A 21976-nucleotide genomic window follows, 5' to 3' on the forward strand; every position below is an offset into this window, starting at 1 on the left:
CTTCCTGTCGAATAAAACTCATATCATTTGCAAAGAGGAGGGGCATCGTGAAAAGTCGAGAGGCATGGCGCCAGGAGATGCTGATGCGGGCAAATGCGCTCTATGAGGCACGAGAGTACGTGCGGGCGGCAGAGCTGACAGGGGAGATGCTCAGCGCTCTGCCCGAGGATGTGGAGATGCGCTACATCCGTGCAGCGGCTCTGACGGGCTGCGGTTTGTATGACGAAGCACGCGCGGAGATCGCGCGCATCCGTGCAGTACGTCCTGATCATGCGGGGGCTGCGCGCCAGGAGATCTACATCGATCGCGCGGAGGACAAGATTCGCACGCAGATCGAGCATCTGCGCGCGCTGATTGCCATGCTCACGGAGCGGATTGCCGCCGAGGAGGAGAGCCGTGCCTACTGCACGGTCTTTCTTGCGAGTGCGTACAGTCTGCTCGGCGAGGCTCTGACGCTCACGGGGGAGAGTGCGGAGGCGGTTGAGGCGTTCCTTGCCTCGAGCCGTCTCGAGACGGGGCGTGTGCAGAAGGCGATTGAATACAGTAACGCGCTCTTTGCCGTCAACTATCTGCCGACGCATCTGCGCGGTACCTATGCAGGGCTTGCACGCGGCTATGGGGCGCTCTTTGCCGATGTGCAGGCGCTCGCGTCTGCCGCGGATGCCGCACGCGGGCACGATCGCCTCCGCATCGGCTATATCTCGCCCGATCTGCGCACACATCCCGTCGGGACACTGATGCGCCCGCTCCTTCACCTCTGCGATCGTTCGCGTTTTGCCGTTTACTGCTACATGAGCGGCGCGGAGGACGTGCTTTCACAGGAGTTCCGTGCGGCGGTGGATGCGTGGCGGAACATCCAGGGGATGACAGCGGCAGAGGCGGCGGCTCTCGTGCGCAGCGATGAGATTGACATCCTCGTTGATCTCGCCGGACACACGCAGGACAACTGTCTCCCCGTCCTTGCATACAAACCTGCGCCCGTGCAGGTGACGGGCATCGGCTACTTCAATACGACGGGGCTGCCTGCCGTTGACTATATGCTCTCGGATGTGCACGTTGATCCTGAGGGGCGTGAGGACGCCGCCTTTACCGAGGAGATGATCCGTCTTCCGCACAGCCATTTCTGCTACACCCTGCCCGAGGATCTTTCTGCCGTCACCCCACCGCCGATGGAGCGCAGCGGCTATGTGACATTCGGCTCGTTCAACAACTTCAGCAAGGTGACGGATGAGGTTCTGTGCCTCTGGGGTCAGCTGCTGGATGCGGTCCCGCGGTCACGGCTTTTACTCAAGAGCAAGCTGTTTATGAGCGAAGAGGGGCGAGAGCTCGCGGCGGAGCGCTTCACACGCTGCGGCATTCCCGTTGAACGTGTGGAGATGCGCGGATTCAGCCCCGATCACCTCGCGGAGTACGGAGATATGGACATTGCGCTCGATACCTTCCCCTACACGGGCGGCATCACGACCTGCGAGGCGCTCGCGATGGGCGTTCCTGTCGTGACCCTGCGCGGGGAGAGCCACGGTGCGCGGTTCGGGGAGAGCCTCCTCACGAATGCAAATCTCACGGAGCTGATCGCCAAGACCCCCGAGGACTATGTGCATATCGCGGCGGCACTCGCCTCCGACCCTGCGACCCTGCGTGCTCTGCGCGAGAATCTGCGTGCGATTCTGCGTGGTTCGCCGCTCATGGATGCGCACGGGTACGTAAGGGATGTTGAGGCGGCGTATGAAGAAATATGGGCACGATTCGTACAGACTTGACGAATTTGGGCAGAGTCGTATTCTAAGCATAGAAAAGCATCGCCGCCGGAGGAATTTCCTCCGGCGGCGATGTTCGTTACCACATAAAGCGCCCTATTCGATTTCGATTCCTGGATAAAAAGCCTTTGCCATCATTTTTATTCCGTCAATGGTATGACAGAGTGGCCCATAGGTATATCCGAGCGGGATGCTGTAAATGCGGTGATTTTGTACGCATTTCGTATGCTGAAGTCCCGGATGGTCATGGATCTGCGCAACGCATGAACCGTATTCTGCGTGGCTGCAGATCACCATCAGGACATCGGGATCCTCCTTTGCGATGTGCTCGAATGTGATGACCGCAGGAGTTGCGATGGCCTCTGCGCCGATCTGCTCCGCCATATTGCCCGCGAGCTTGCTCTTATCGTAGGAGACGAACGTGCTCATGAGCTCGATCAGCATGACCCGCGGTTTTGGATATGAGCGAGCCTTTTCGTTGATCTCCGCGATACAGTCATAGGTTTCCCGGACAATGCGTTCGGCAGCGGGTTCTGCGTGGAAAATGCGGCCATAGTCACGAATGCTCTCCATCTCCTGCGCCACGGTCTCTGTGATGTAGTGGCGCCGGGGCTGAGAACTGCTCGGATTGACCAGTGTCCTCACGCCGTGTGCGTTCCAATAGTCAGTGCTGCCGAGGCTGTTTCTCGTAAAACAGTATTGGTGTCCGATGATGAGGTCGGGATTCAGCCGCGTGATATATTCCATGCGGAGCTGTTGATTCATCGCGCGCGGCAGGGTTTCTAAAACACGCGCGTTTTCCTCCTTCATGGGAAAAGGGCCGTCGTTGTTCGCTGCAGCTAAAACGATGGATGAGGCTGCTCCGAGTTCGATCAGTGTTTCCACCTCGTTGTCACCGACGACGAGCACACGCTGCGGCACTGCATCGAATTCCTGTATATTCTTTCCCTGTACATAGTAGTTGTCAATGCGCAGATTCTCTACGCGGACAATCTGCTCCTCTCCCACAGGCGGTGTTTCTGAGAACGTGCAGCCAGCAGCTGCCGCGCACATCATGACTGCCAGGCTGCAGCAAAATGTCTTTTTCATAGATCAGCCGTGCTTTCTCTTCAATAATAGATGCAAAAAAATCGGACTGCCGAGCAGGCTGACCACTATTCCGATCGGCACCTCTCCATTTTCTACAGCGATGCGGCTAAAGACATCTGCCCACGCGAGAAAGCCAGCGCCGAGGGCGGCACATACGGGAAGCAGGCGCGTATAGCTGCCGCCGACCAGAAGCCGAGCGATGTGGGGGACAGCAAGGCCGACAAAACCGATGATGCCCGCATTGTAAACGATCATCGCCGCAGCTGCAGCGCAGAGGAAGATGAAGGTCTGCCGGCGCTCCTCCAGACGATAGCCGAGTGTACGTGCGGTATCGTCGCCCAAGAGCATCAGATTCAGGACACGAGTCTGCAGAAAGAAGAAAAGGAGTATGGGCAGGACGACGATCGCCAGATAGAGATCCTTTTCCCAGCTCGCTTTTTCGAGACTTCCGAGAAGCCAATAGGAGATGTTTGATACCGTGCGCGAGTTCGGTGCAAGCGAGATGATGAGACTGACGACGGCACTGCACACCGCATGGATCCCCATGCCTGCAATGAGGATCATGAAGGACTTCCCTCGCCCGTAATAACGTGTGAGCCACAGAACGAGAACCGTGGCAGCTCCAGCACCCGCAAATGCGCCCAATGGTACCGCAGAGAGGCCGGCAATCATTGAAATGTTGGCGCTCATCATCAAAACGGCACCGAGCGCTGCCCCCGAGGAGATCCCCAAAAAGTATGGATCGGCCAGAGGATTGCGCAGGAGTGCCTGCATGACAGCGCCGACAACGGCCAGCGTGCTTCCTGCGAGAAGCGCAAGAAGAAAGCGTGGAGCACGCATATATTCCAAAACATCTGCATGAATCGGAGGAATTTGAGGATCGCTCGGATTGAGAAGGAACCGTACAACCTCCCCCAGCTCTATGGGGATGACCCCGCGCGTCATGGCTGTCAGCGGCAGCAGGAGAAGTATAGCGGCAAGTACTGCATATAAAAGGATGTTCTGCATCGGTTGTTTCATCATATCTGTGCTCCTACCCGCCATAAAAACCGTATCTGCGCCGAAATACCAGATAGATGAAGAGCGGTGCACCGATGAGGGAAAACATGATGCCCAGAGGAATCTCTGCGCCCGGAATCGGCAGGAGCGAACGTGAGAGTATGTCCAGGAGGACAGCGCATATCCCGCCGATCATGACGGCAGCGGGCACGAGCACATGATGATCGGATCCCAAAAAACTGCGTACAATATGGGGGAGGACAAGACCGATAAAGCCGATCATACCGGCATTGCAGACGATCAAGCCAACCAAAAGACCATTGCAGAGAAGATATTTTACTATGTAATTCTGCGGATGGATGCCAAGCGTGATCGCGGTATCGCGGCCCAGGAGCAGGATGTTCAGCACGCGTCCCTGCGTCATGAAGTACGAAAATGCTGCGCCGACGATAAGGCATAAGAAGAGCACGTGCGGCAGGGACGCATTTGTCACACTTCCCATAAGCCAAAAGGTAATGGCCTCCATACCCTCCTTGTCGCTGACTCGATAGATAAGGAATCCGGCGAGTGAGGAGAAGATCAGCCCCATTGCAAGACCGCCCAGGAGCAGATTGCCAAGATCCGTATGAGTGCCGCGCGCGATGCCGATCACCAGCACGGACACGAGAAGAGCACCGAGAAAGGCGCTGATCCCAATGGCGGCAGCGCCGAACAGGGCGCCGAGGCCGAGGAAGAGTCCCGCAGCCGTACCGAAATAAGCGCCGGCAGATACGCCCAGGATATACGGATCCGCGAGCGGATTCTGCACGATCGCCTGCATGATGATGCCGGAGAGCGTCAGCCCCATACCGACGCACAGAGCCAGCAGTACGCGCGGCAAACGCAGCTCATACAGAATCCGAGCGCTCAGCATCTCATCCTGCGTGCCGCCGGTGATGCCGAGAAGCGCAGTCGGTGACAGCTCGGAGAGTCCTGCACTCAGCCCCCACCATACAACGAGCAGCTGCAGCGGAAGAAGCAGCAATACGATGCGTACGCTGCCCAGGGTCTTTATTTTTTCCAGCAACATAGCCCTTCCTTAAAAATGACAGAATGAAAACAGGCAAACGCACATCCGTCTGCCTGTGTCCATACGTTATTACAGTTCGAAATTTGCAGTAAAGGAAACGGAACGCGGAGCGCTCAGCTGCAGGCCGTCCGAGCCGGCGACGGGGACCCAGTAGTCTCTCCCTGTTACGTTATAGCACATCAGTGAGAGGGTGACGGGGGTCGTTCCCATTTTCGTCTCATAGGAGGCACCGAGATCGAACTTCCACGAGGAGGGTACCGTCAGCGCTTCGTTCTTAATCTTGGCACTCCCCAGATACGAGACTCTGCCGATCAGCGACCATGCAGGATCGATGTGGTAGATCGCACCGACCGTGCCGGAGAGCTTTGACGTTCCGCCAACGTCTTTTCCGTCGTTCGTTCCGTTTTGTGTCTTGGCCTGCTTGGCATTGAGGTACATGAGGCCGCCGACCAGATCGAGCCGATCGTTCAGCTTGCCGGTGAATGCCCACTCAAAGCCCGTATTCTTCTGCTGGCCATCATTCGTACGATACTTTCCGTCGGCACGCTCAACATCAATGTTATTTGCCTTGCGGATCTGGAAGAAGCTCAGTGTATTGACGAAGTCTCCCTTTTTGATCTTTATGCCGATCTCATCCTGCTTCGTCTTTGCCGGCGGGAGAACATCGCCCTTGTTTTTATAGGCAGCGCCCGATACCAGAGTTCCCGCGTTGAAGGACTCGCTGTGGCTGACGTATCCCATGACATCTGGGGTAAACTTGTAGCTCAGTGCAAATGTTGGGCTGGTTGCATGGGAATCCTGGCGCTTTTGTCTGACTCTCGTATAACTGGAGTTATGCATGTGCAGACCGAGCGTCAGCTGGAGGCGGTCATCCATGAACTTCATCGTATCGACGATGTGATAGCCCGTCATCTGCTGTTTGAACTGCAGCGGCGCTTTGTAGTCGGGCAGCGGCACGCTTGGCCACGCATTGCTGCGGTAGAGATTGCCCGTGCCGGACCACAGATCGTCGCCGCCCGAGTCACGGTTGACCCAGTTCTTATCAACACCGATGATGTAGTCGTGGCTGACCTTGCCCGTGCGGAAGTCGCCGCGCAGTCCTGTCCCAAAATAGACGCGCGTATGACCGAGCGGCCAATACTCTGCATTGATTTGGAAGTCACCGTCATTTGAGGTCAGTTTCGGGGTACCTTCGTAATACTTGTCGTAGTCAAACCGATGATAGCCGAAGTTGGCATAGGCCTTCATGTGCTCGTTGATCTTTTGGTCGTGATTGAGGATCACCCATGTGTCCTTATATGTGTGATAGAGCCACGACGGTGTATAGCTCTTGCTTGCATCGGGGGCCTTGGGCAGAGCCGTCAGTGCTCCAACGCTGAAGCCGTCGCCGCCGCCCTCATATCGGATGCGGCTGTAGCCGAGCATGAGGTTCGTCGTTGAGCGTTTTCCCTGATGATCGAGGTTGATGAAGATGTTGTTCTGCGTGAGATCCTTATTTTCCTGTACGGTCTCGCCGCCGATGTGGTTGGCGACGACGCGCAGACCATATTCTTTGTTGGCGCCGAATCGACGGCCAATATCGACGCCCTCCTCGAATGCGCTGCCGCCGTTATAGGACAGGCGGAAATCGGTATTGTCCTTTGCCTGAGCTCTCTTTGACTGGAAGTTGATCGATCCGCCGATTGCATCAGAGAGATTCGTCCCGTTGACGCCGAGGTTCGGCCCTGAAACGACGGTCGCGTTTTCGATCCAGTAGTAGGGCAGGTTGCCGGAACTCATTGCGCCCGGAATTCCGTTGATATACATGGAGTAGCCGTTCTGCTGGAAGCCGCGGATGGTCACAGAATGGACAGTTTTGCTGGAGGATGCACGCACGGAGGGAACGAGTGAGAGCGTATCCATGACACCGTTTTGCGGTGAGGAGAACGTCTCGATTGCCTTCTGGCTGACGGTCGTCACGCTGTAAGGAAGCTCCAGGGAGTCCTTTTCACCCAGAATGCCCGTGGTGCTCTTTGTCTCGATCATGTCGCCGGCAAACGTTATCTTGCGTTCTCCGACAATCGTAAGAGCGGGCAGATCGTACACATGGACTGTGTCATCCCTGTCCGCATCTGCTGCCTCCACCGTACAGAAGCCATGTCCTGCACCAAAAGAGCAGCCATAGATCACGGCTGCTGCTAGGAGTTTCTTCTTCGTTTTTTTCATTGTCCTTGCCCCTCTCCCCATCGCTCGTGGGTTTATCAATGAGCGTCAAACAGGCAGTTCTCCTGGCTCGGGATCATCGCTCCTTTGCCCACCTTCCCAAGGCATGTGCCCCAGTGGCAATTGCGGCAAATTCGCTCCTCCTCACAGTGGCGGGACCGCGCCGGCTTTGACCGGCTTCCCTATTAAGCCCCGAAGGGCACCTGCTTTACGTATCCCATGTTGAATTGTACAGCGTACATCATAATATGGCTCTCATATTTTGTCAACATAATAAATATTATAATATACTTTACTATGTTTTATAAACCATACAAAACCGCCGCCGGAGGAATTTCCTCCGGCGGCGGGCGTTTGTATCGATGCAGATGTCTTACTTCTTCTGTCCGAGGAGCTCACGCGTATGGGCGGCGACGTCCTCGGGGGTGAGGTCGGTGCGACGTGCAACACCGGTATCGAGTGCTGCCTTTGCGACAGCAGCCGCGACGGTCGGAGCGACGCGCGGATCGAGCGGGCTCGCGATGATGTTGGTCTCGTTGAGCTCTGCCTCGGGGATGAGGGATGCGATGGCGCCGGCAGCGGCGATCTTCATTTCCTCATTGATCTCCTTTGCACGCACATCGAGTGCACCGCGGAAGATGCCCGGGAAGGCGAGGAGGTTGTTGACCTGGTTCGGGAAGTCGGAGCGGCCGGTGCAGACGATGCGTGCGCCTGCTGCCTTTGCCTCATCCGGCAGGATCTCGGGGACGGGGTTTGCCATCGCCATGATGACAGGCTCGGGGCTCATGCTGCGGATCATGTCCTGCGTGAGCGTGCCGGGGCCGGAGACCCCGATGAAGATATCCTTGCCCTTGACAACCTCGGCGAGCGATCCCTTTTCCTTCTGGAGGTTGGAGACCTTGGCGATGCTGTCCTTGTACGGGTTCATGTTCTCGGGACGGCCCTCGTAGATGGCGCCCGTCGTGTCGCAGAGGACAACGGTCTGTGCGCCATAGGCGAAGAGGAGACGTGCGATCGCCTGGCCCGCAGCGCCTGCACCGTTGATGATGATCTTTGCGGTCTTGAGGTCGCGGTTGAGATACTTGTACGCATTGAGCAGGGCGGAGACGACGACGATCGCTGTGCCGTGCTGGTCATCGTGGAAGACGGGGATATCGAGGGTCTTCTTCAGCTCATTCTCGATGTCAAAGCACTGAGGCGCCTTGATGTCTTCGAGGTTGATGCCGCCGTAGGTCGGAGCGATCAGCTGGCAGACCTTCACGACGTCCTCGACTTTGGGGCTGTCGACGCAGACGGGAACGGAATCGACGCCTGCAAAGCCCTTGAAGAGGATGGATTTGCCCTCCATGACCGGAAGTCCGGCGCCTGCGCCGATGTTGCCAAGGCCTAGGACGGCGGTGCCGTTCGTGACGACGGCAACCATGTTGCCCTTCGTCGTGTAGTCGTAGATGGTCTCGGGCTTTTCCTTGATCTCCAGGCACGGTGCTGCAACGCCCGGCGTGTAGGCACGGCTGAGATCGTCGCGCGAACCGAGGGGAACGGTCGGAACCGTCGCGAGTTTGCCGTGATGGCTCTTGTGAAGCTCGAGTGCCTCTGCGTCAAATTTACTTGCCATGATACATCTTCCTTTCTGCGGGGGGGATGCCCCATTGCTCTCCGCGGACAATGCACACAGTACACTGCCCTATGCTGGGTTTTATGATAAAAGAATGGGACGCCGCATGGGCGGCCGCATTCTCGGCGGAGCTTTTGTCTCCGGCGGCAGCGCATGGATGCGTGGGTTATTCTTGTTTCCCCATGTCTGCGTTGCCGCGTGCAGGGGCACCGTTGTCGCTGCCCGTACTGCGTTCGCTGCTTTTGCCAGGCTGCTCGGAGGCTGTGCCTGGTCGGCTGCTCGCGTGTCGGCCGCCGGTATCGGTGGCGGGAACGGTCTCGGTGCTGCGTCCGGGACGCCGTCCGCGCTCGTCCGTATCCTCGCGCGCGCCCGTACGGGTGCGGTCAGAGGAGGGGGAGCGTGTGTCTTTTTCCTCGTCTTCCCCGCGGCCGGTCGATTTCTTTCGGCGGTCTGTGTCGAGTGCCTCTTCGGCGCTGACGGCACGTCCGACGGAGGTGTCGCCCGCCGGCAGCTCTGTCGCGTCTGCGGGGATGGAGTCCTCGTACTCCCGTACGGCGCGCTCCATACGGCTGCGCTCCGTGCTGCTGAGGGTGACGCCGAGGGCGTTGGCCATGCCGCGCCTGAGCTGTGCCATGTCGGGGATCCAGTAGCTCACCTCGTCGATGAAGAGGGGGCGGCCGGGGACCATCTCCGTACGCAGTCCCTTTGCCTGCGATTCCTTGAGCGTACCGATGAACTCGAGCATCTGGCGGACACTGAGGTCGGTCTTTACGCTGTCGATGACGCTCGAGATGATCCCGGGCAGGCGAGGCAGGATGGCAGGGGTAGTGACGGCGTCGACGCAGGCGCGCATGAATTTCTGCTGGCGCTTGACGCGGCCGATGTCACCATCCTCGTCGCGGTAGCGGACGTAGGTGACGGCCGTCTTGCCGTCCATGTGCTGCATCCCCGGCCGCAGATCGATGATGAGGCCGCCGTCATCGTCCCACGGATCCTCGTAGTACATCCGCTTTTCGACGTTGATATCGATGCCGCCGATGGCGTCGACGATCTTTTGAAATGCGTGGATGTTGATGATGACGTAGTGGTCGATGCGAATGCCAAGAAAGTCCTCAACGGTGCGCTGTGTGAGCTTTTCCCCGCCGTAGGCATAGGCTGCGTTGATCTTGTCGTAGCCGTTTCTGGGGATCGCGACGCGCGTATCACGCGGGATGGAGAGGAGCGAGGTCTCGTTTTTTACGGGATCGATGGTGGCGACCATGAGCGTGTCGCTGCGCCCTATGTCATCGCTGCGCTCATCGACGCCCATGATCATGATGGTTGCCTTGTCGGTTGCGGTGAGGAGCTCCTCCTTTGGATCCTCCTTCGTGCGTTTGTCAAGCAGGCTGCTCTGGGCGAAAAATGCACCCGCGACGGCTGCGAGGACAAAGACGACGAGAACACCGAGCATGACATAGGGCCAGGTTCTTTTCTTCGCGGTTCGTCTCTTTGGTGGTAATTTTGTCAAAGCGGGATCGATCCTTTCCTCCCTTATTATATAGAGGGATTCCCTACCTCCGGATGTTTATCCTTGCGTTCTTGCAGAAGCGCTGATACAATAACTCCATCCGTTCAGTATCACATAATATATAGCAAACGCACGGAATATGCAAGGTATACTTCAATAGAATCGAGAAAGGACGCGGCTCCATGGGGGTTGAAATCGAGCGAAAATTCAAGGTAAAGGAAGATTTTCGACCGACGAGCATCGGGATCGAAATGGCGCAGGGCTATCTCTCGCGCGATCCGAAGCGAACCGTACGAATCCGAATCGCAGGTATACAGGGATTCCTGACGATCAAGGGAGTGAACCGCGGCGCTGCGCGTCTCGAGTATGAGTACGAGATCCCCGTGGAGGAGGCACGCGAGCTGCTTGCACTCTGCGATGCACCGCTCGTGGAAAAGACGCGCTATGTCGAGCGTGCGGCGGGGCACACCTGGGAGGTGGACGTCTTTCATGGGGCGAACGCGGGGCTTGTCATCGCCGAGATCGAACTCGCGTCGGAGGACGAGGCGTTTGCGCTGCCCGTATGGGTCGGTGCAGAGGTGACGGGGGAGCATAGGTACTATAATTCTGCCCTGATCGCCCATCCGTATTCCCAATGGAGCCCGGCGGAGCGCGCAGAATAAGGACTGTGGATACTGTGCAGAAATGGACGGATGAAACGGAAAAATATCCCCGTGTTTTCCCCTCGGATTGTGGATAACTTTCATTCGTCACGGTACAAAATATAGAAATTCGAAAATTTTTTGGTCAATATATGGGGTTATCCACTCTTTTATCCACATTATCCACAAAAATTGAAAAATCGTTCGGAAAAATTATGCACACTGTGCAAAACCCTGTTGATAAAGGAATTTTGGGCCTTGTAAACAATTTTATCCACAGAGTTCTGCACACCTGGGGATAACTTTTCACAACTGTGGATTTTAAAAAAACGATGGATATGGAAAGGAATTTTACCGATGCAAGAATGGGAGATCTGTCTGCGGCTCGTGCTCTCCTGCGCGATGGGCGGGATCATTGGCTACGAGCGTCAGATGCGGCACAAGTCCGCAGGCCTGCGCACGAATATGCTCGTTGCGCTCGGCTCGTGTCTCATCATGATCATGTCGCAGACGCTCTATGATAACGTGGAGGGCAAGACGAATGCCGATCCCGCGCGGCTCGCGGCGCAGGTCGTCTCCGGCATCGGTTTTCTCGGTGCGGGCGCGATTATGAAGGAGGGGCTGACGGTCACGGGGCTTACGACGGCGGCGACGCTCTGGGTCGTCGCGGGGGTTGGCATCGCGGTCGGCGGTGGGTTCTACTTTAGCGCGGGTGTGACGACGGCGATCGTCTTTCTCATCCTCGGCAACCTCTCGCGCCTTGATGCATGGGTTGATCACGACCATCTGCTTATGCTCTCCATCCACACCGTCGATCGGCCGGGGCAGATCATGCGCATCAGTGCCTGCATCGAGGATCTGCGTCTGCGCTCGCGCGGCGTCAAGGTGCGCACCGACGAGGATGAGGCGGAGACGGGCGGCGAGCGGCGCGTCTATCTCACGTTCGAGGTCTATAACAGTGAGTATCTGAAGTCTGCCTTCATCGTCGACACACTCCGCCAGATCGACGGCGTTCTGCGCGTGGATGTGATCTGATCTTGACGGTGGCGTGAGATGGCGTAGAATAAGCATAGAAAAAGGGCACTGCCGATTAGCCGCCTACCGTTTCTGCAGTGCCCTTTCATTAGTATATCATACGTTCGCGAAAATACAGAAAAAGGGGCTGCTGCACGAAGTTTTCTAGCTTCGTGCAGCAGTCCCTTTCCAATGCCTTAGCTTATATTGTACTGCGGAAGATATCTAATGTTGATACGACCGTTGTCATCATGCGTTACTTTGGAATGCACCTCATAGAGATCGTAGATAAACTCCTCTGTGAGGAGTTCTGCGGGTGTGCCGAGTCCAACGACGAGACCTTTTTTGATTGCGATAAGGCGGTCACAGTAGAGCGCTGCAATGTTGAGATCGTGGATTGCCGCCGCGACAGTGAGGTCGAGGCTCTTTACGATGTCCATGATCTGCAGCTGGTACTTGATATCCAGATGATTCGTCGGTTCATCGAGGATCATGCACTCTGCCTCCTGCGTGAGGGCACGCGCGAGGATGACGCGCTGCTGCTCACCGCCCGAGAGACTCGAGAAACTCCGCTCCGCCATCGCCTCCATCCCAACGGTTGCGAGTGCGTGCCGTGCGACACGATAGTCCTCTGCATTGTCGCGGTCGAGAAGCCGCTTGTGTGGGGAACGCCCCATGAGGACGACCTCCATCACGCTGAAGTCAAAGCTGTAGAAATTGTGCTGCGCCACCACAGCGAGCTGCAGGGCACTTTCACGATAGGACAGCTCGTCGAGGTTCTGCCCGTTGATCGTGATCGTTCCCTCCGTCGGTTTTTGCACGCGGTAGAGGCATTTCAGGAACATACTCTTGCCGCTGCCGTTCGGGCCGATGATCCCGAGGAATTCCTTCGGTTTCAGATGAAAATCCAGTCCCTTGAGGATCTCCTTATCTCCGATGAAGAGCTTTACTGCTTCCGTCAAAATCTCCACATTACTCTCCTCCAAATCCGTAGGTACGTTTCACCATCAGATAGATGAATGCGGGTGCGCCGACAAGCGCGATGAGAATGCCGATCGGCAGCTCCGTGTGCGGGATAATGACGCGGCAGAGACCATCGGCGATGACGAGGAAGATCGCGCCCGTGAGCGCCGTCACGGGGATGAGCCGTTTGTGATCGGTACCGACAAGCATTCTGACGACGTGGGGCACGACGAGTCCGACGAAGCCGATCATGCCGGCAGCAAAGACGGCAAAGCCGACGACAAGCGCACTGACGATGAGATAGCCCTGCCGATAGGGATGGAGGTCGGTGCCGAGGGTGATCGCGGACTCGTCGCCGAGCAGCATGAGGTTGAGGATACGGCTCTGCGACCAGAAGAAGAGGACCGCAAGAGCTGTGATGCCGCCGATGAGCGCCATGTGTTCCCACCGTGCGCCCGCGAGACTGCCCATCATCCAGTAGGTGATGGTCTGAATTCCTTCTTTGTCCTGTGCAAAGTAGATGATAAAGCTCGAGAACGCACTGCATACGGCACTGAGCGCCATGCCGCCGAGCAGCAGCTTCATCGCGTTCGCACGTCCGCCGAGGTTCGCGATGAAGAGCACGCCGACGGAGACGGCGAACGCCCCGAGAAATGCCGCGATGCCGACGGAATTCTCTCCGAGTGCGGCACCGATCCCGAGCAGAACGGCGGAGGTTGCGCCGAGGGACGCACCCGCCGAGATGCCGAGAATGTACGGGTCGGCAAGCGGGTTCTTTACGATTGCCTGCATGATGACGCCGCAGGTCGCAAGCCCCGCGCCGATGATCGCTGCGAGCAGCAGACGCGGCAGACGCAGCAGCCATACAATGTCGTGCACAGGACCCTTGCCTGGCGTCTCAATGGGTGTGCTGCTCTGGAGCTGGTCGAGGATGGCGGACGCAATGACGCCCGGCGGCAGATCGACCGTCCCGATCGAGAGCGCCCAGAAGAGGGCGGCAATGAGGAGTGTGGAGAGCAGAACGCAGAGAAGCGCCAGTCCCGCACGCGAAAAGAATGCTTGCATTGTGATTCTCCGTTCCTATATAGCAGCTTCCCCGTCAAAACGGGAAAAGTGCCGAACACAGTGAGGCGATAGGGCGCTTCTTAGGCATCATCGGAAGGTTCCATGCGTCCGAAGCGCCCCTTCCACCATGCTGCGCATGGTCCTCCTCTCCCGCAGCGGCGGGGGAGGCTTGCATTTACGGCACACGATAAATCTCAGGGTATAGACCATGTGCGAAGATCGTGATCCCGTCATAGGTGCGGATGCCCGCACTGTAGACGGCATAGAGCGGTACGGTGTAGATGCGGCGCTGCTCCACACAGGAGAGGGAGCGCAGGGCAGGGTTGTCATAGAGACGTGCGGTGATCGTATCCTCGCTCCCGTAGTCGTCCTCGGTGACGACGAGGAAGAGCGCGTCGGGATCGAGTGTAACGATCTCCTCCATACTGAGACTCTGCCCCTCTGATGCGAGATGATCGACGCCGAGAGCGCGCATCATATCGCCTGCGAGGGTGTCCGCGCCGTAGGAGCGGATCTCCTTGCCGAGCAGTTCGATGACGAGGGCACGCGGACGCGCTGCACGCGCGGCAGTCTGCGTCTTGACATAGGTGATCTCTGCCTGCATCTCGTGTACGATCTCTGCGGCGCGCTCCTCCCGCTGGAAGATGCGCCCCATGTTCATGATGTCGCTGCATTCCTGCGCGATGGTCTTGTTCTGGGTCATGCGCGCCGAGGATGGTGCGATGTAGGTATGTACGCCGCGTCCCTGCCAGAACGCTGTCCCCCGCAGCACCTTCGGTGAGAAGGTGGATGACCAGCCGACGATGAGATCGGGCTGCATCATGAGGATTGTCTCCACGTCGAGGTTCTCGAGCGAGGTGTAGGGGATCGCCTCGTATGCCGCGCGGTATTCTGGGCGGATGTATTTCGCGTCCGGCACGCCCATCCCCGCAACGATCCGATCCCCCATGCCGAGCGCGAGCAGCGTCTCGATCGAGTTCTGCCAGACGGCAACCACGCGCTGCGGCGGCTGTTCATAGCGTGCTGAGACAGGTTCGCCCTTTTCGTTGATATTCTCAATCGTAACGGGCGTATACACCGCATCCGCCTGCTCCGTCATCGCGGGGCGATGCTCGTTCTCGTGTACCTTTACGATGGGACTGCACGCCGTGAGCAGGAGTACGAGGACGGTGGGGAGTATATATGAAAGTTTCATCCTTCCTCCTATAGAAAGAGACGCAAGGCATCCTTTCAAAGAATGTCCTGCGTCCTTTCATTTCCGAGCGATTAGAACGTGTAGCGTGCGCCGACCATCAAACTGCGGCCGGGCATGGACGAACTGCCGACGCCGTTCCACGCATTGTAGGAAGTCTGGTATGCCTCGTTCGTGAGGTTGTTCACGGTGATATATCCCGTCAGATCGGGGGTAAAGCTGTAGTTAAAGTTCCAGTCAAGGACGAGGAACTGACTGTCCGTGAATGCCGTGTAGCTGCATCCCGTGTACCAGTTCATCAGCATTCCCGTATAGATTTTCCCCTTCTCATAGGAGAGATTGAGCGCGTAGTGGTTCTGCGGGCGGAGGCGGTTGATCTGGGTATTGACGTCGCTGCCGCCCTGATAGCCCCAGTTCGGATCGAGCACCCAGCCCGGTTTCGCCATCCACTTGTCCTGCATATGGGTATAGGAGGCGCTCATGCTGAAATGCTTGTCAAAGGCATGGTCGAACGTGATGTTAAAGGACTTCTTGTCCTCCTTTGCATTGACCGCCGTGCTCTGGTACTCGCCGTCGGCATCGTTCCAGATTGGCAGGGTTGCAATCGCGTTGCCCATGTGCGTCCAGTCGTAGTGGACAGCGAGTGCGGTGTGCTGCGAGAACTCCTTGCGTACGCCGAGCGTCCATGAGTCGCCGCGCTCATCTTCCAGCGGAGTGTAAAATACACCATCTGTGGAGGTATAGTCGCCCTGACGCAGTGGGCGGAAGCCTTTCGCCCAGCCGAAATACATGCTGAGCGTATCGTCAAAGAGGTACTCTGTGTTGAGTGCGGGCGTGATAAAGTTCACATTGCCCTTGCCCTGCACATCGTCCCCCGCCGTTGAGGAGTGATAGCCCGAGTAGTAGGAGTAGCGCAGGGCGGGCGTGAGATCCCAGTTGTCCGTGATGTGGATCTTATCCTGCACATAGGCGATGACGGAGTCGCGCGCGGTATGACTCTCGGCCAGCGTGCCGTTATTCTTACGCCATTTGTCATAGTTCTTCGCCTTGTCATAGGTGAGGCTTGCGATGACATCGTTCTTGCCGATTGACTTTGCGTACTGCACCTGGAAGCCGCGGTTGCGCTCCTCATGCCAGCTGGTCGGTTCCTTTGCCGAACCGCCAGTCTTCTCAAGCCACTCCTGCACCTTCGCCGGATCGCCGCCCGGGAACGGTGCGAGATGATCCCTGATCCACTGCTTGAGCTCTGCCTGTGTTGCACCTGCCGGGAACCTCGTCCGATAGTCCTGGACAAGAGCGGCACGCTCCGCATCGCCCCAGACATATTTATCGCGGTCGGCGTAGCGGTGGTTCTGGTCATAGAGGCGGACGAAGCTCTCCATGCCGTTATCCTTGTCGAACGTCCACTTCAGCTCCCAGTCGTTGTTCTTGAATTTGCTGAAGGAGTTGTAGACTTTGCCGTCGAGGGCATAGAGGTTCGCATAGCCGGGGTTGCGCGTGTCGCCGGTAAGCGTACGTGCCGGTTTCCATATACCGTCATCCGGGTCGACTGCACCCTTGAGGGCTCGGTTTGTATCCAGCTGACCGACGGCAGCCCCAAAGATAATGCGCTCCCAGTCGTTCTGATTCCAGTATTTGAGGCGCGGCGTCGAGATCGGGTAGCCGTCCCTGCCCGCCTTGTAGTTGTACCAGAGCTTGATGCTCTGCTCATCAGAGAGATCCTTATCGAGGCGGATATTAACAGCATCCTCTTTCCAGTTCGAGCCGCCGAGCGTGCCTGTCTGCCCCGTCTCGCCGTCCACATACTTCGTATCGCCGCTCATATTGCGCGTGACCGTGCCGAAGTAGTGGAACGTCGGATCGTCGTCGAGACTGCCCGAGAGGGTGAGCGAATAGTTGTGCTTGTGCCACGAACCCGTGGAGAGGTCGAGGGTTCCCTTGTGCTCGACCACGCCCTTGCGCGTGATGATGTTGATGACGCCGCCCGTTGCGTCAGGTCCATAGGCGGAGGCCCCGGGCCCCTTGATAACCTCGATCTTATCCACGCTCTCGATGCCGATCATCTGATCGAGGTTCACACCTGTGGATTTGCTGCCAGAGGTACTGTTGCTGTTAATACGCGTACTCGTGAGGTTGTCCACACGCCGCCCGTCGATGAGGATGACGACGCGCGAGTCGCCGTTGATGAGTACGCCGTTGTTGTAGAACTGATAGCCGTACTCGCCGCCGCGGTAGCCCGGGTTCTGGAACGTCACGCCCGGGATGCGCTTGATCGCCTCCGTGAGATCCGTGTAGTGACGCTTCTCGATCTCCTCGCGCGTGATGACCTTCACGTCGCCGCCCGTGCGGTAGTAGGACTGCTCTGTCACCGTATCGCCGAACTGATTGATCGTCTGCTCCGCCTCGACCACGATATTGTCGATCGTATAGGACTGCAGATTCTCATCGTGACCTGCAAATGCAGTTCCATACCCCCCCCCCGTATAGACAAGTGCAGCGAGGATTGCCAGTGTGAGTTGCTTTTTCTTCAAAATAATTCCTCCTTGATCAGGGCGTTCGCCCTTTCCCATAATACTCTGCATAAAAAATGGCTTTCCATACGAAGAAAGCCGCTGTGCCAAAGGCAAAGTTCCGGCTCCCCTCCCCATCGCTCGTGGATCGTCAGTGAGCATGAAACAGGCAGTTCTCCTGGCTTGGAATCCTCGCGCGGCTGCGTCTTCCCAAGGCATCTTCCTCAGTGACCGTGCCGGATTGCTCCGTGCAGCTCTGCTCTTCCTTACAGTGGCGGGACCGCTTCGGCGTTGGACCGAATTCCCTATTAAGCCCCGTGGGGCACCTGTCTCATTATTATGCAGTTTTATACAAATTGACATTAGTCTATTTTATATTTCATCTTTTGTCAATCATATATCAACGAAAAATAATTTTTAACTTTTGAACATAGACGGGAAGAGATGCACATGCTTGACGAAATCCGCCGTTTGCAGTAAAATAAGCATAGAAAAAGGGCACTGCCGCTCAGCGGTTGCCCCTCATACATGCGAGAAATTCCCCGCCTATTGTTTTAGGGACGCAAGGCGGGGCTTTCTCATTTATCGTTTAACGGATAAGATTAAGATGGTAAACACAACGAGAAACGTCAAGAACTCATAGGTTTCCATACAGATCCCCCCTTTCGGGGGCTGAGTTGCCACTGCGCCTATCAGTGCCTTTTCTCATTATAACAAACGAACGTATGTTTTGCAAGGAGAACACCAATATGATCATCTCTTGGGACGAATACTTCATGGGCGTGGCGATCTTCTCTGCCTACCGCAGCAAGGATCCGCACACGCAGGTCGGCGCGTGCATCGTCAACGAGGACAAGCACATCGTCGGCGTCGGCTACAACGGCATGCCGAACGGCTGCGACGATCGCGAGTATCCGTGGGGGCGGACGGGTGAGTTCGCTGAGCAGAAATATCCCTACGTCGTGCACGCCGAGCTGAACGCCATTCTCAATGCGAGCACGTCACTGAAAGGCTGCCGTATATACGTATCCCTCTTTCCGTGCAACGAATGCTGCAAGGCGATCATTCAGAGCGGTATCCGCGAGGTCGTCTACCTCTCGGACAAGTATGCTGCGACCGAGGCGACGAAGATCTCAAAGCGCATGTTCGACTCTGCCGGCGTCCGCTGGCGCCGCATGGAGACCGACCTCGGCGAGGTTCCGGTGAATTTCGCGGTAAAAGAATAACATAGGAATCGCTGCGTCTATCAGTGCTTCCCACAATCTATGAGATCAAAACAAAGGGAATTGTTACGTGAACGACACTACAAATTATGACATCATCGTGATCGGTGCGGGTCATGCGGGCGTTGAGGCGGCACTCGCTGCTGCGCGCATGGGACAGCGCACACTCATTGTCACACTTTCACTGGACAACATCGCTATGCTGCCCTGTAATCCGTCCATCGGCGGCCCAGGCAAGAGCCACCTCGTCCGTGAGATCGACGCGCTCGGCGGTGAGATGGGGATCGCGGCGGATCGCGCGAGTATTCAGCGGCGCCTTCTCAACACGGGCAAGGGACCTGCCGTCCATTCGCTGCGCATGCAGGCGGATAAATTCCTCTATCAGCGCATCATGAAAGAAACGGTCGAGAATACAGACAATCTTGACGTGCGCCAGCTGCTCGTGACGGAACTTCTCGTCGAGGAGACGAGCGCGGGCAAGCGCGTCACAGGCGTCCTCTGTGAGACGGGGGAGCGCCTCACGGCGCACGTCGTCATTATCGCCACGGGGACGTATCTGCGCGGGCGCATCATCCTCGGCGAGACCATCTACGACAGCGGCCCGAACGGACAGCGCCCCGCGATGGCACTCTCGGATTCGCTCCGCTCGCTCGGGCTGAAACTCATGCGCTTTAAGACGGGGACACCCGCGCGCGTTGACCGCCGCACCATCGACTTTGCAAAGACGGCTGTGCAGGCAGGCGACCCGACCGCCCCCGCTTTTTCCTTTTTGACCGAGGAGATGCCCGCCGAGCAGACGCCCTGCTACCTCACCTATACAAACGAGGCGACGCATGAGGTCATTCGCGCGAACCTCCACCGCGCACCGATGGCAAACGGCGTCATCGAGGGGGTGGGACCGCGCTACTGCCCGTCCGTCGAGACGAAGATTGCGCGCTTTCCGGACAAGGAGCGGCATCAGCTCTTTCTCGAGCCTGAGGGGCTGCATACGAATGAAATATATGTGCAGGGTATGTCCACCAGCCTGCCAACGGATGTGCAGGAGGCATTCCTCACGACAATACCAGGACTCGAACACGCACGCATCATGCGGCCTGGCTACGCCATCGAGTACGACTGCCTCGACCCCTTGCAGCTCGCTCCGACCCTCGCTGTGAAGAACATTGCGGGACTCTACTCCGCAGGGCAGTCGAACGGCACGAGCGGCTATGAGGAGGCGGCGGCGCAGGGACTCATCGCAGGCATCAACGCCGCGCGTGAAATCACAGGGGAGGAGCCGCTTGTACTGCGCCGCAGCGACGGCTACATCGGCGTCCTCATCGACGATCTCGTCACCAAGGGGACGGACGAGCCGTACCGCATGATGACGAGCCGCGCCGAGTACCGCCTCATCCTGCGGCAGGACAATGCCGATCTGCGGCTCACCCCCATCGGGCGCGCCGCCCATCTTGTCACGGACGAACGCTGGACACGCTTTGTTGCAAAGCGGGACGCCATCGAGGCGGCGCTTGCCCTCCTAAAGGAGCGGCGTCTCAGCCCGAGCGCGGAGACCGAAACGCGACTGGCGGAGGCGGGGATCAGCCCCCTGCGCGTTCCCATGACCCTCTTTGCCCTCCTCTCACGCGAGGGAGACTATCGCCGTCTCGCCGCCCTCTTTGACCTGCCTGTCCTTGCAGACGACGTCAGAGAAGAAGTCGAGATAATGGCGCGCTATGACGGCTACCTCCGAAAACAGGAGGAGCAGATCGCGCGTATGGAACGCCTTGAGAGCCGCCGTATCCCAGAGACCCTCGACTATGCGGCGATCACCAGCCTGCGCCTCGAGGCGGCGGAGAAACTCGCCGCCATCCGTCCTCGCTCCATCGGGCAGGCATCCCGCATCAGCGGCGTCTCGCCCGCCGACATCTCCGTCCTCCTCGTCTACCTCGAAAAGGAGCGTCGCTCACACGGCGGCGAGACCGACGGCGCGCAAAGATTTTCTTGACACAGCGCCTGCAGATACGCTATACTAATCACCGTATTTGCGGGCATAGTTCATCGGTAGAATGAAAGCTTCCCAAGCTTTAGAGGTGGGTTCGATTCCCATTGCCCGCTCCATAGGAAAGACAGACGCCGCATGTGCGGCGTTTTTTGTTGCACGCGGTATTTGGGGGAAGGAGTTTGCGATGCGAACATACTTTAAGAGAGTCCGTGGATGGGGCGCCCTTGCCCTCCTCTGCAGCACCCTCCTCTCCGGCTGCTCGTTCATACTGGCGACGGAAAACAGTGATCCGTACACGCCGGACGATGTGATCGCGATGGTGGAGGAGGAGTTTGCTGCCTGTAAGCCGCAGCTTGTTTGGGTGGAGACACAGATCGAGAAGGAGAAGCCGTTCGAGCGGCGCATCTATGTCCTGCGCGATACGGCGAATGAGTTTACCTTTTCCTGCAATGCCGTTGTTCGCCGCCCGACGCTCCCGCTTCCCTGTGCAGAGCGGGACACGAACGCATTCTTCCACTATGCTGAGGGCTATGCCGCGCATCTGAATGCAGAGATTGGACACGTGGCGGAGGAATACGGATTTCGTGCCGCGACCACCGAGGAGGCAGAGGCATTGATTCATTCGGGCGTCAAACGCAAACACCTTGATCGGGAGGTCTCGCTCTTTGACGAGGGCGACTTCATCTTCGTCACGGACGGCGCGCGCGGCGCGGATATGGCGGCGGTCTGCAAGAAACTCCACGCGCTGTACCGTCCAAACGGGGACGGTACCGTCCTCTCCGCACTCTACGGGCGCAAGATCACGTTCTACTACCTGCCGTCAAACGAAACGGATCGGACGCGGGCGGCCTTTGTCGCGTTCTTTACGCTAAAGGGACCAAACGACTGGGCTGCGACGCTCGCGGACAATCCCGGCTCTTCATCGAACGAAAAAGATGTCGCTGCATTGGAGCAAAATCTCGCACGCTACTTCGGGAGCTGTCTGCGCAGCGCGCACTAGGAACACAAAAAAGGGGGGCTGTTCACGAATGCCCCTATCGGCTCGCTGCGCTCGCCACTTCCCCCGCTCTGGCGGGGGAAGCTAATATGCCATAACCCTAGCCTCCCCCGTGCGATACGGGGGAGGGGGACCGCGTAAGCGGTGGAAGG

At 57.7% G+C, this 21976-nt stretch carries 16 protein-coding genes, 1 tRNA gene and 2 riboswitches; of the genes, 7 read left to right on the plus strand and 10 right to left on the minus strand.

All coding sequences use genetic code 11. From position 1 onward, the window contains the following. Positions 1 to 77 precede the first annotated feature (77 nt). Positions 78 to 1760 (plus strand): tetratricopeptide repeat protein, encoded by a 1683-nt coding sequence (locus HMPREF1992_RS10715; protein WP_021685932.1) that lies wholly within the window; start codon positions 78 to 80, stop codon positions 1758 to 1760. Positions 1761 to 1853: 93 nt separating this feature from the next. Here the strand turns inward: HMPREF1992_RS10715 and HMPREF1992_RS10720 are convergent, their stop codons facing one another. The 6 genes from HMPREF1992_RS10720 to HMPREF1992_RS10745 form a co-directional block, all read right to left on the minus strand. After that, positions 1854 to 2846 (minus strand): ABC transporter substrate-binding protein, encoded by a 993-nt coding sequence (locus HMPREF1992_RS10720; protein WP_021685933.1) that lies wholly within the window; start codon positions 2844 to 2846, stop codon positions 1854 to 1856. A 3-nt stretch (positions 2847 to 2849) separates the two neighbouring features. Further along, on the minus strand, positions 2850 to 3869 hold the full coding sequence (locus HMPREF1992_RS10725; protein ID WP_071782459.1) for an iron ABC transporter permease: 1020 nt from the start codon (positions 3867 to 3869) through the stop codon (positions 2850 to 2852). A 10-nt stretch (positions 3870 to 3879) separates the two neighbouring features. Then, on the minus strand, positions 3880 to 4911 hold the full coding sequence (locus HMPREF1992_RS10730) for an iron ABC transporter permease (protein WP_196801410.1): 1032 nt from the start codon (positions 4909 to 4911) through the stop codon (positions 3880 to 3882). Between the two features lie 72 nt (positions 4912 to 4983). Next, complete coding sequence (locus HMPREF1992_RS10735; RefSeq protein WP_021685936.1) at positions 4984 to 7119, minus strand: TonB-dependent siderophore receptor; 2136 nt, start codon at positions 7117 to 7119, stop codon at positions 4984 to 4986. Between the two features lie 34 nt (positions 7120 to 7153). Next, positions 7154 to 7338: riboswitch (cobalamin riboswitch) on the minus strand. A 151-nt stretch (positions 7339 to 7489) separates the two neighbouring features. Beyond that, positions 7490 to 8731, minus strand: a complete 1242-nt coding sequence (locus HMPREF1992_RS10740) for an NADP-dependent malic enzyme (RefSeq protein WP_021685938.1) — start codon at positions 8729 to 8731, stop codon at positions 7490 to 7492. 166 nt (positions 8732 to 8897) lie between these two features. Beyond that, complete coding sequence (locus HMPREF1992_RS10745) at positions 8898 to 10238, minus strand: LCP family protein (RefSeq protein ID WP_037359741.1); 1341 nt, start codon at positions 10236 to 10238, stop codon at positions 8898 to 8900. Between the two features lie 182 nt (positions 10239 to 10420). Between HMPREF1992_RS10745 and HMPREF1992_RS10750 the strand changes: the two genes are divergently transcribed. Further along, entirely contained in the window at positions 10421 to 10900 is a 480-nt protein-coding gene (locus HMPREF1992_RS10750) for a CYTH domain-containing protein (RefSeq protein ID WP_021685940.1), read from the plus strand. Between the two features lie 336 nt (positions 10901 to 11236). After that, positions 11237 to 11914 (plus strand): MgtC/SapB family protein, encoded by a 678-nt coding sequence (locus HMPREF1992_RS10755; protein WP_021685942.1) that lies wholly within the window; start codon positions 11237 to 11239, stop codon positions 11912 to 11914. Positions 11915 to 12090: 176 nt separating this feature from the next. On the opposite strand, the gene HMPREF1992_RS10760 is transcribed toward HMPREF1992_RS10755, so the two are convergent. From HMPREF1992_RS10760 to HMPREF1992_RS10775, 4 genes are all read right to left on the minus strand, one after another. Next, a complete protein-coding gene (locus HMPREF1992_RS10760) occupies positions 12091 to 12864 on the minus strand; it encodes an ABC transporter ATP-binding protein (protein ID WP_037359744.1) in 774 nt (257 codons plus the stop codon). Position 12865: 1 nt separating this feature from the next. Next, entirely contained in the window at positions 12866 to 13921 is a 1056-nt protein-coding gene (locus HMPREF1992_RS10765) for an iron ABC transporter permease (RefSeq protein ID WP_021685944.1), read from the minus strand. Positions 13922 to 14096: 175 nt separating this feature from the next. After that, positions 14097 to 15116, minus strand: coding sequence for an ABC transporter substrate-binding protein (locus tag HMPREF1992_RS10770; RefSeq protein ID WP_021685946.1), 1020 nt, complete (start codon positions 15114 to 15116; stop codon positions 14097 to 14099). Between the two features lie 71 nt (positions 15117 to 15187). Next, complete coding sequence (locus HMPREF1992_RS10775; protein ID WP_037359747.1) at positions 15188 to 17644, minus strand: TonB-dependent receptor domain-containing protein; 2457 nt, start codon at positions 17642 to 17644, stop codon at positions 15188 to 15190. Positions 17645 to 17773: 129 nt separating this feature from the next. Beyond that, a riboswitch (cobalamin riboswitch) is annotated at positions 17774 to 17968 on the minus strand. Between the two features lie 404 nt (positions 17969 to 18372). On the opposite strand from HMPREF1992_RS10775, the gene HMPREF1992_RS10780 reads away from it, so the two are divergent. From HMPREF1992_RS10780 to HMPREF1992_RS10795, 4 genes are all read left to right on the plus strand, one after another. Then, complete coding sequence (locus tag HMPREF1992_RS10780) at positions 18373 to 18849, plus strand: dCMP deaminase family protein (protein WP_037359750.1); 477 nt, start codon at positions 18373 to 18375, stop codon at positions 18847 to 18849. A 67-nt stretch (positions 18850 to 18916) separates the two neighbouring features. Continuing rightward, positions 18917 to 20830 carry a tRNA uridine-5-carboxymethylaminomethyl(34) synthesis enzyme MnmG gene (gene mnmG, locus HMPREF1992_RS10785; RefSeq protein ID WP_021685950.1) on the plus strand — a complete coding sequence of 638 codons (1914 nt, stop codon included), beginning with the start codon at positions 18917 to 18919 and terminating at the stop codon, positions 20828 to 20830. A 39-nt stretch (positions 20831 to 20869) separates the two neighbouring features. Next, a tRNA-Gly gene (locus HMPREF1992_RS10790) sits at positions 20870 to 20943 on the plus strand. A gap of 68 nt (positions 20944 to 21011) precedes the next feature. Next, entirely contained in the window at positions 21012 to 21827 is an 816-nt protein-coding gene (locus HMPREF1992_RS10795; protein WP_021685951.1) for a hypothetical protein, read from the plus strand. The last annotated feature ends 149 nt before the right edge of the window (positions 21828 to 21976 follow it).

Origin of the sequence: Selenomonas sp. oral taxon 892 str. F0426 (genome assembly GCF_000468035.1) — a bacterium.
Classification (GTDB): Bacteria; Bacillota; Negativicutes; order Selenomonadales; family Selenomonadaceae; genus Centipeda.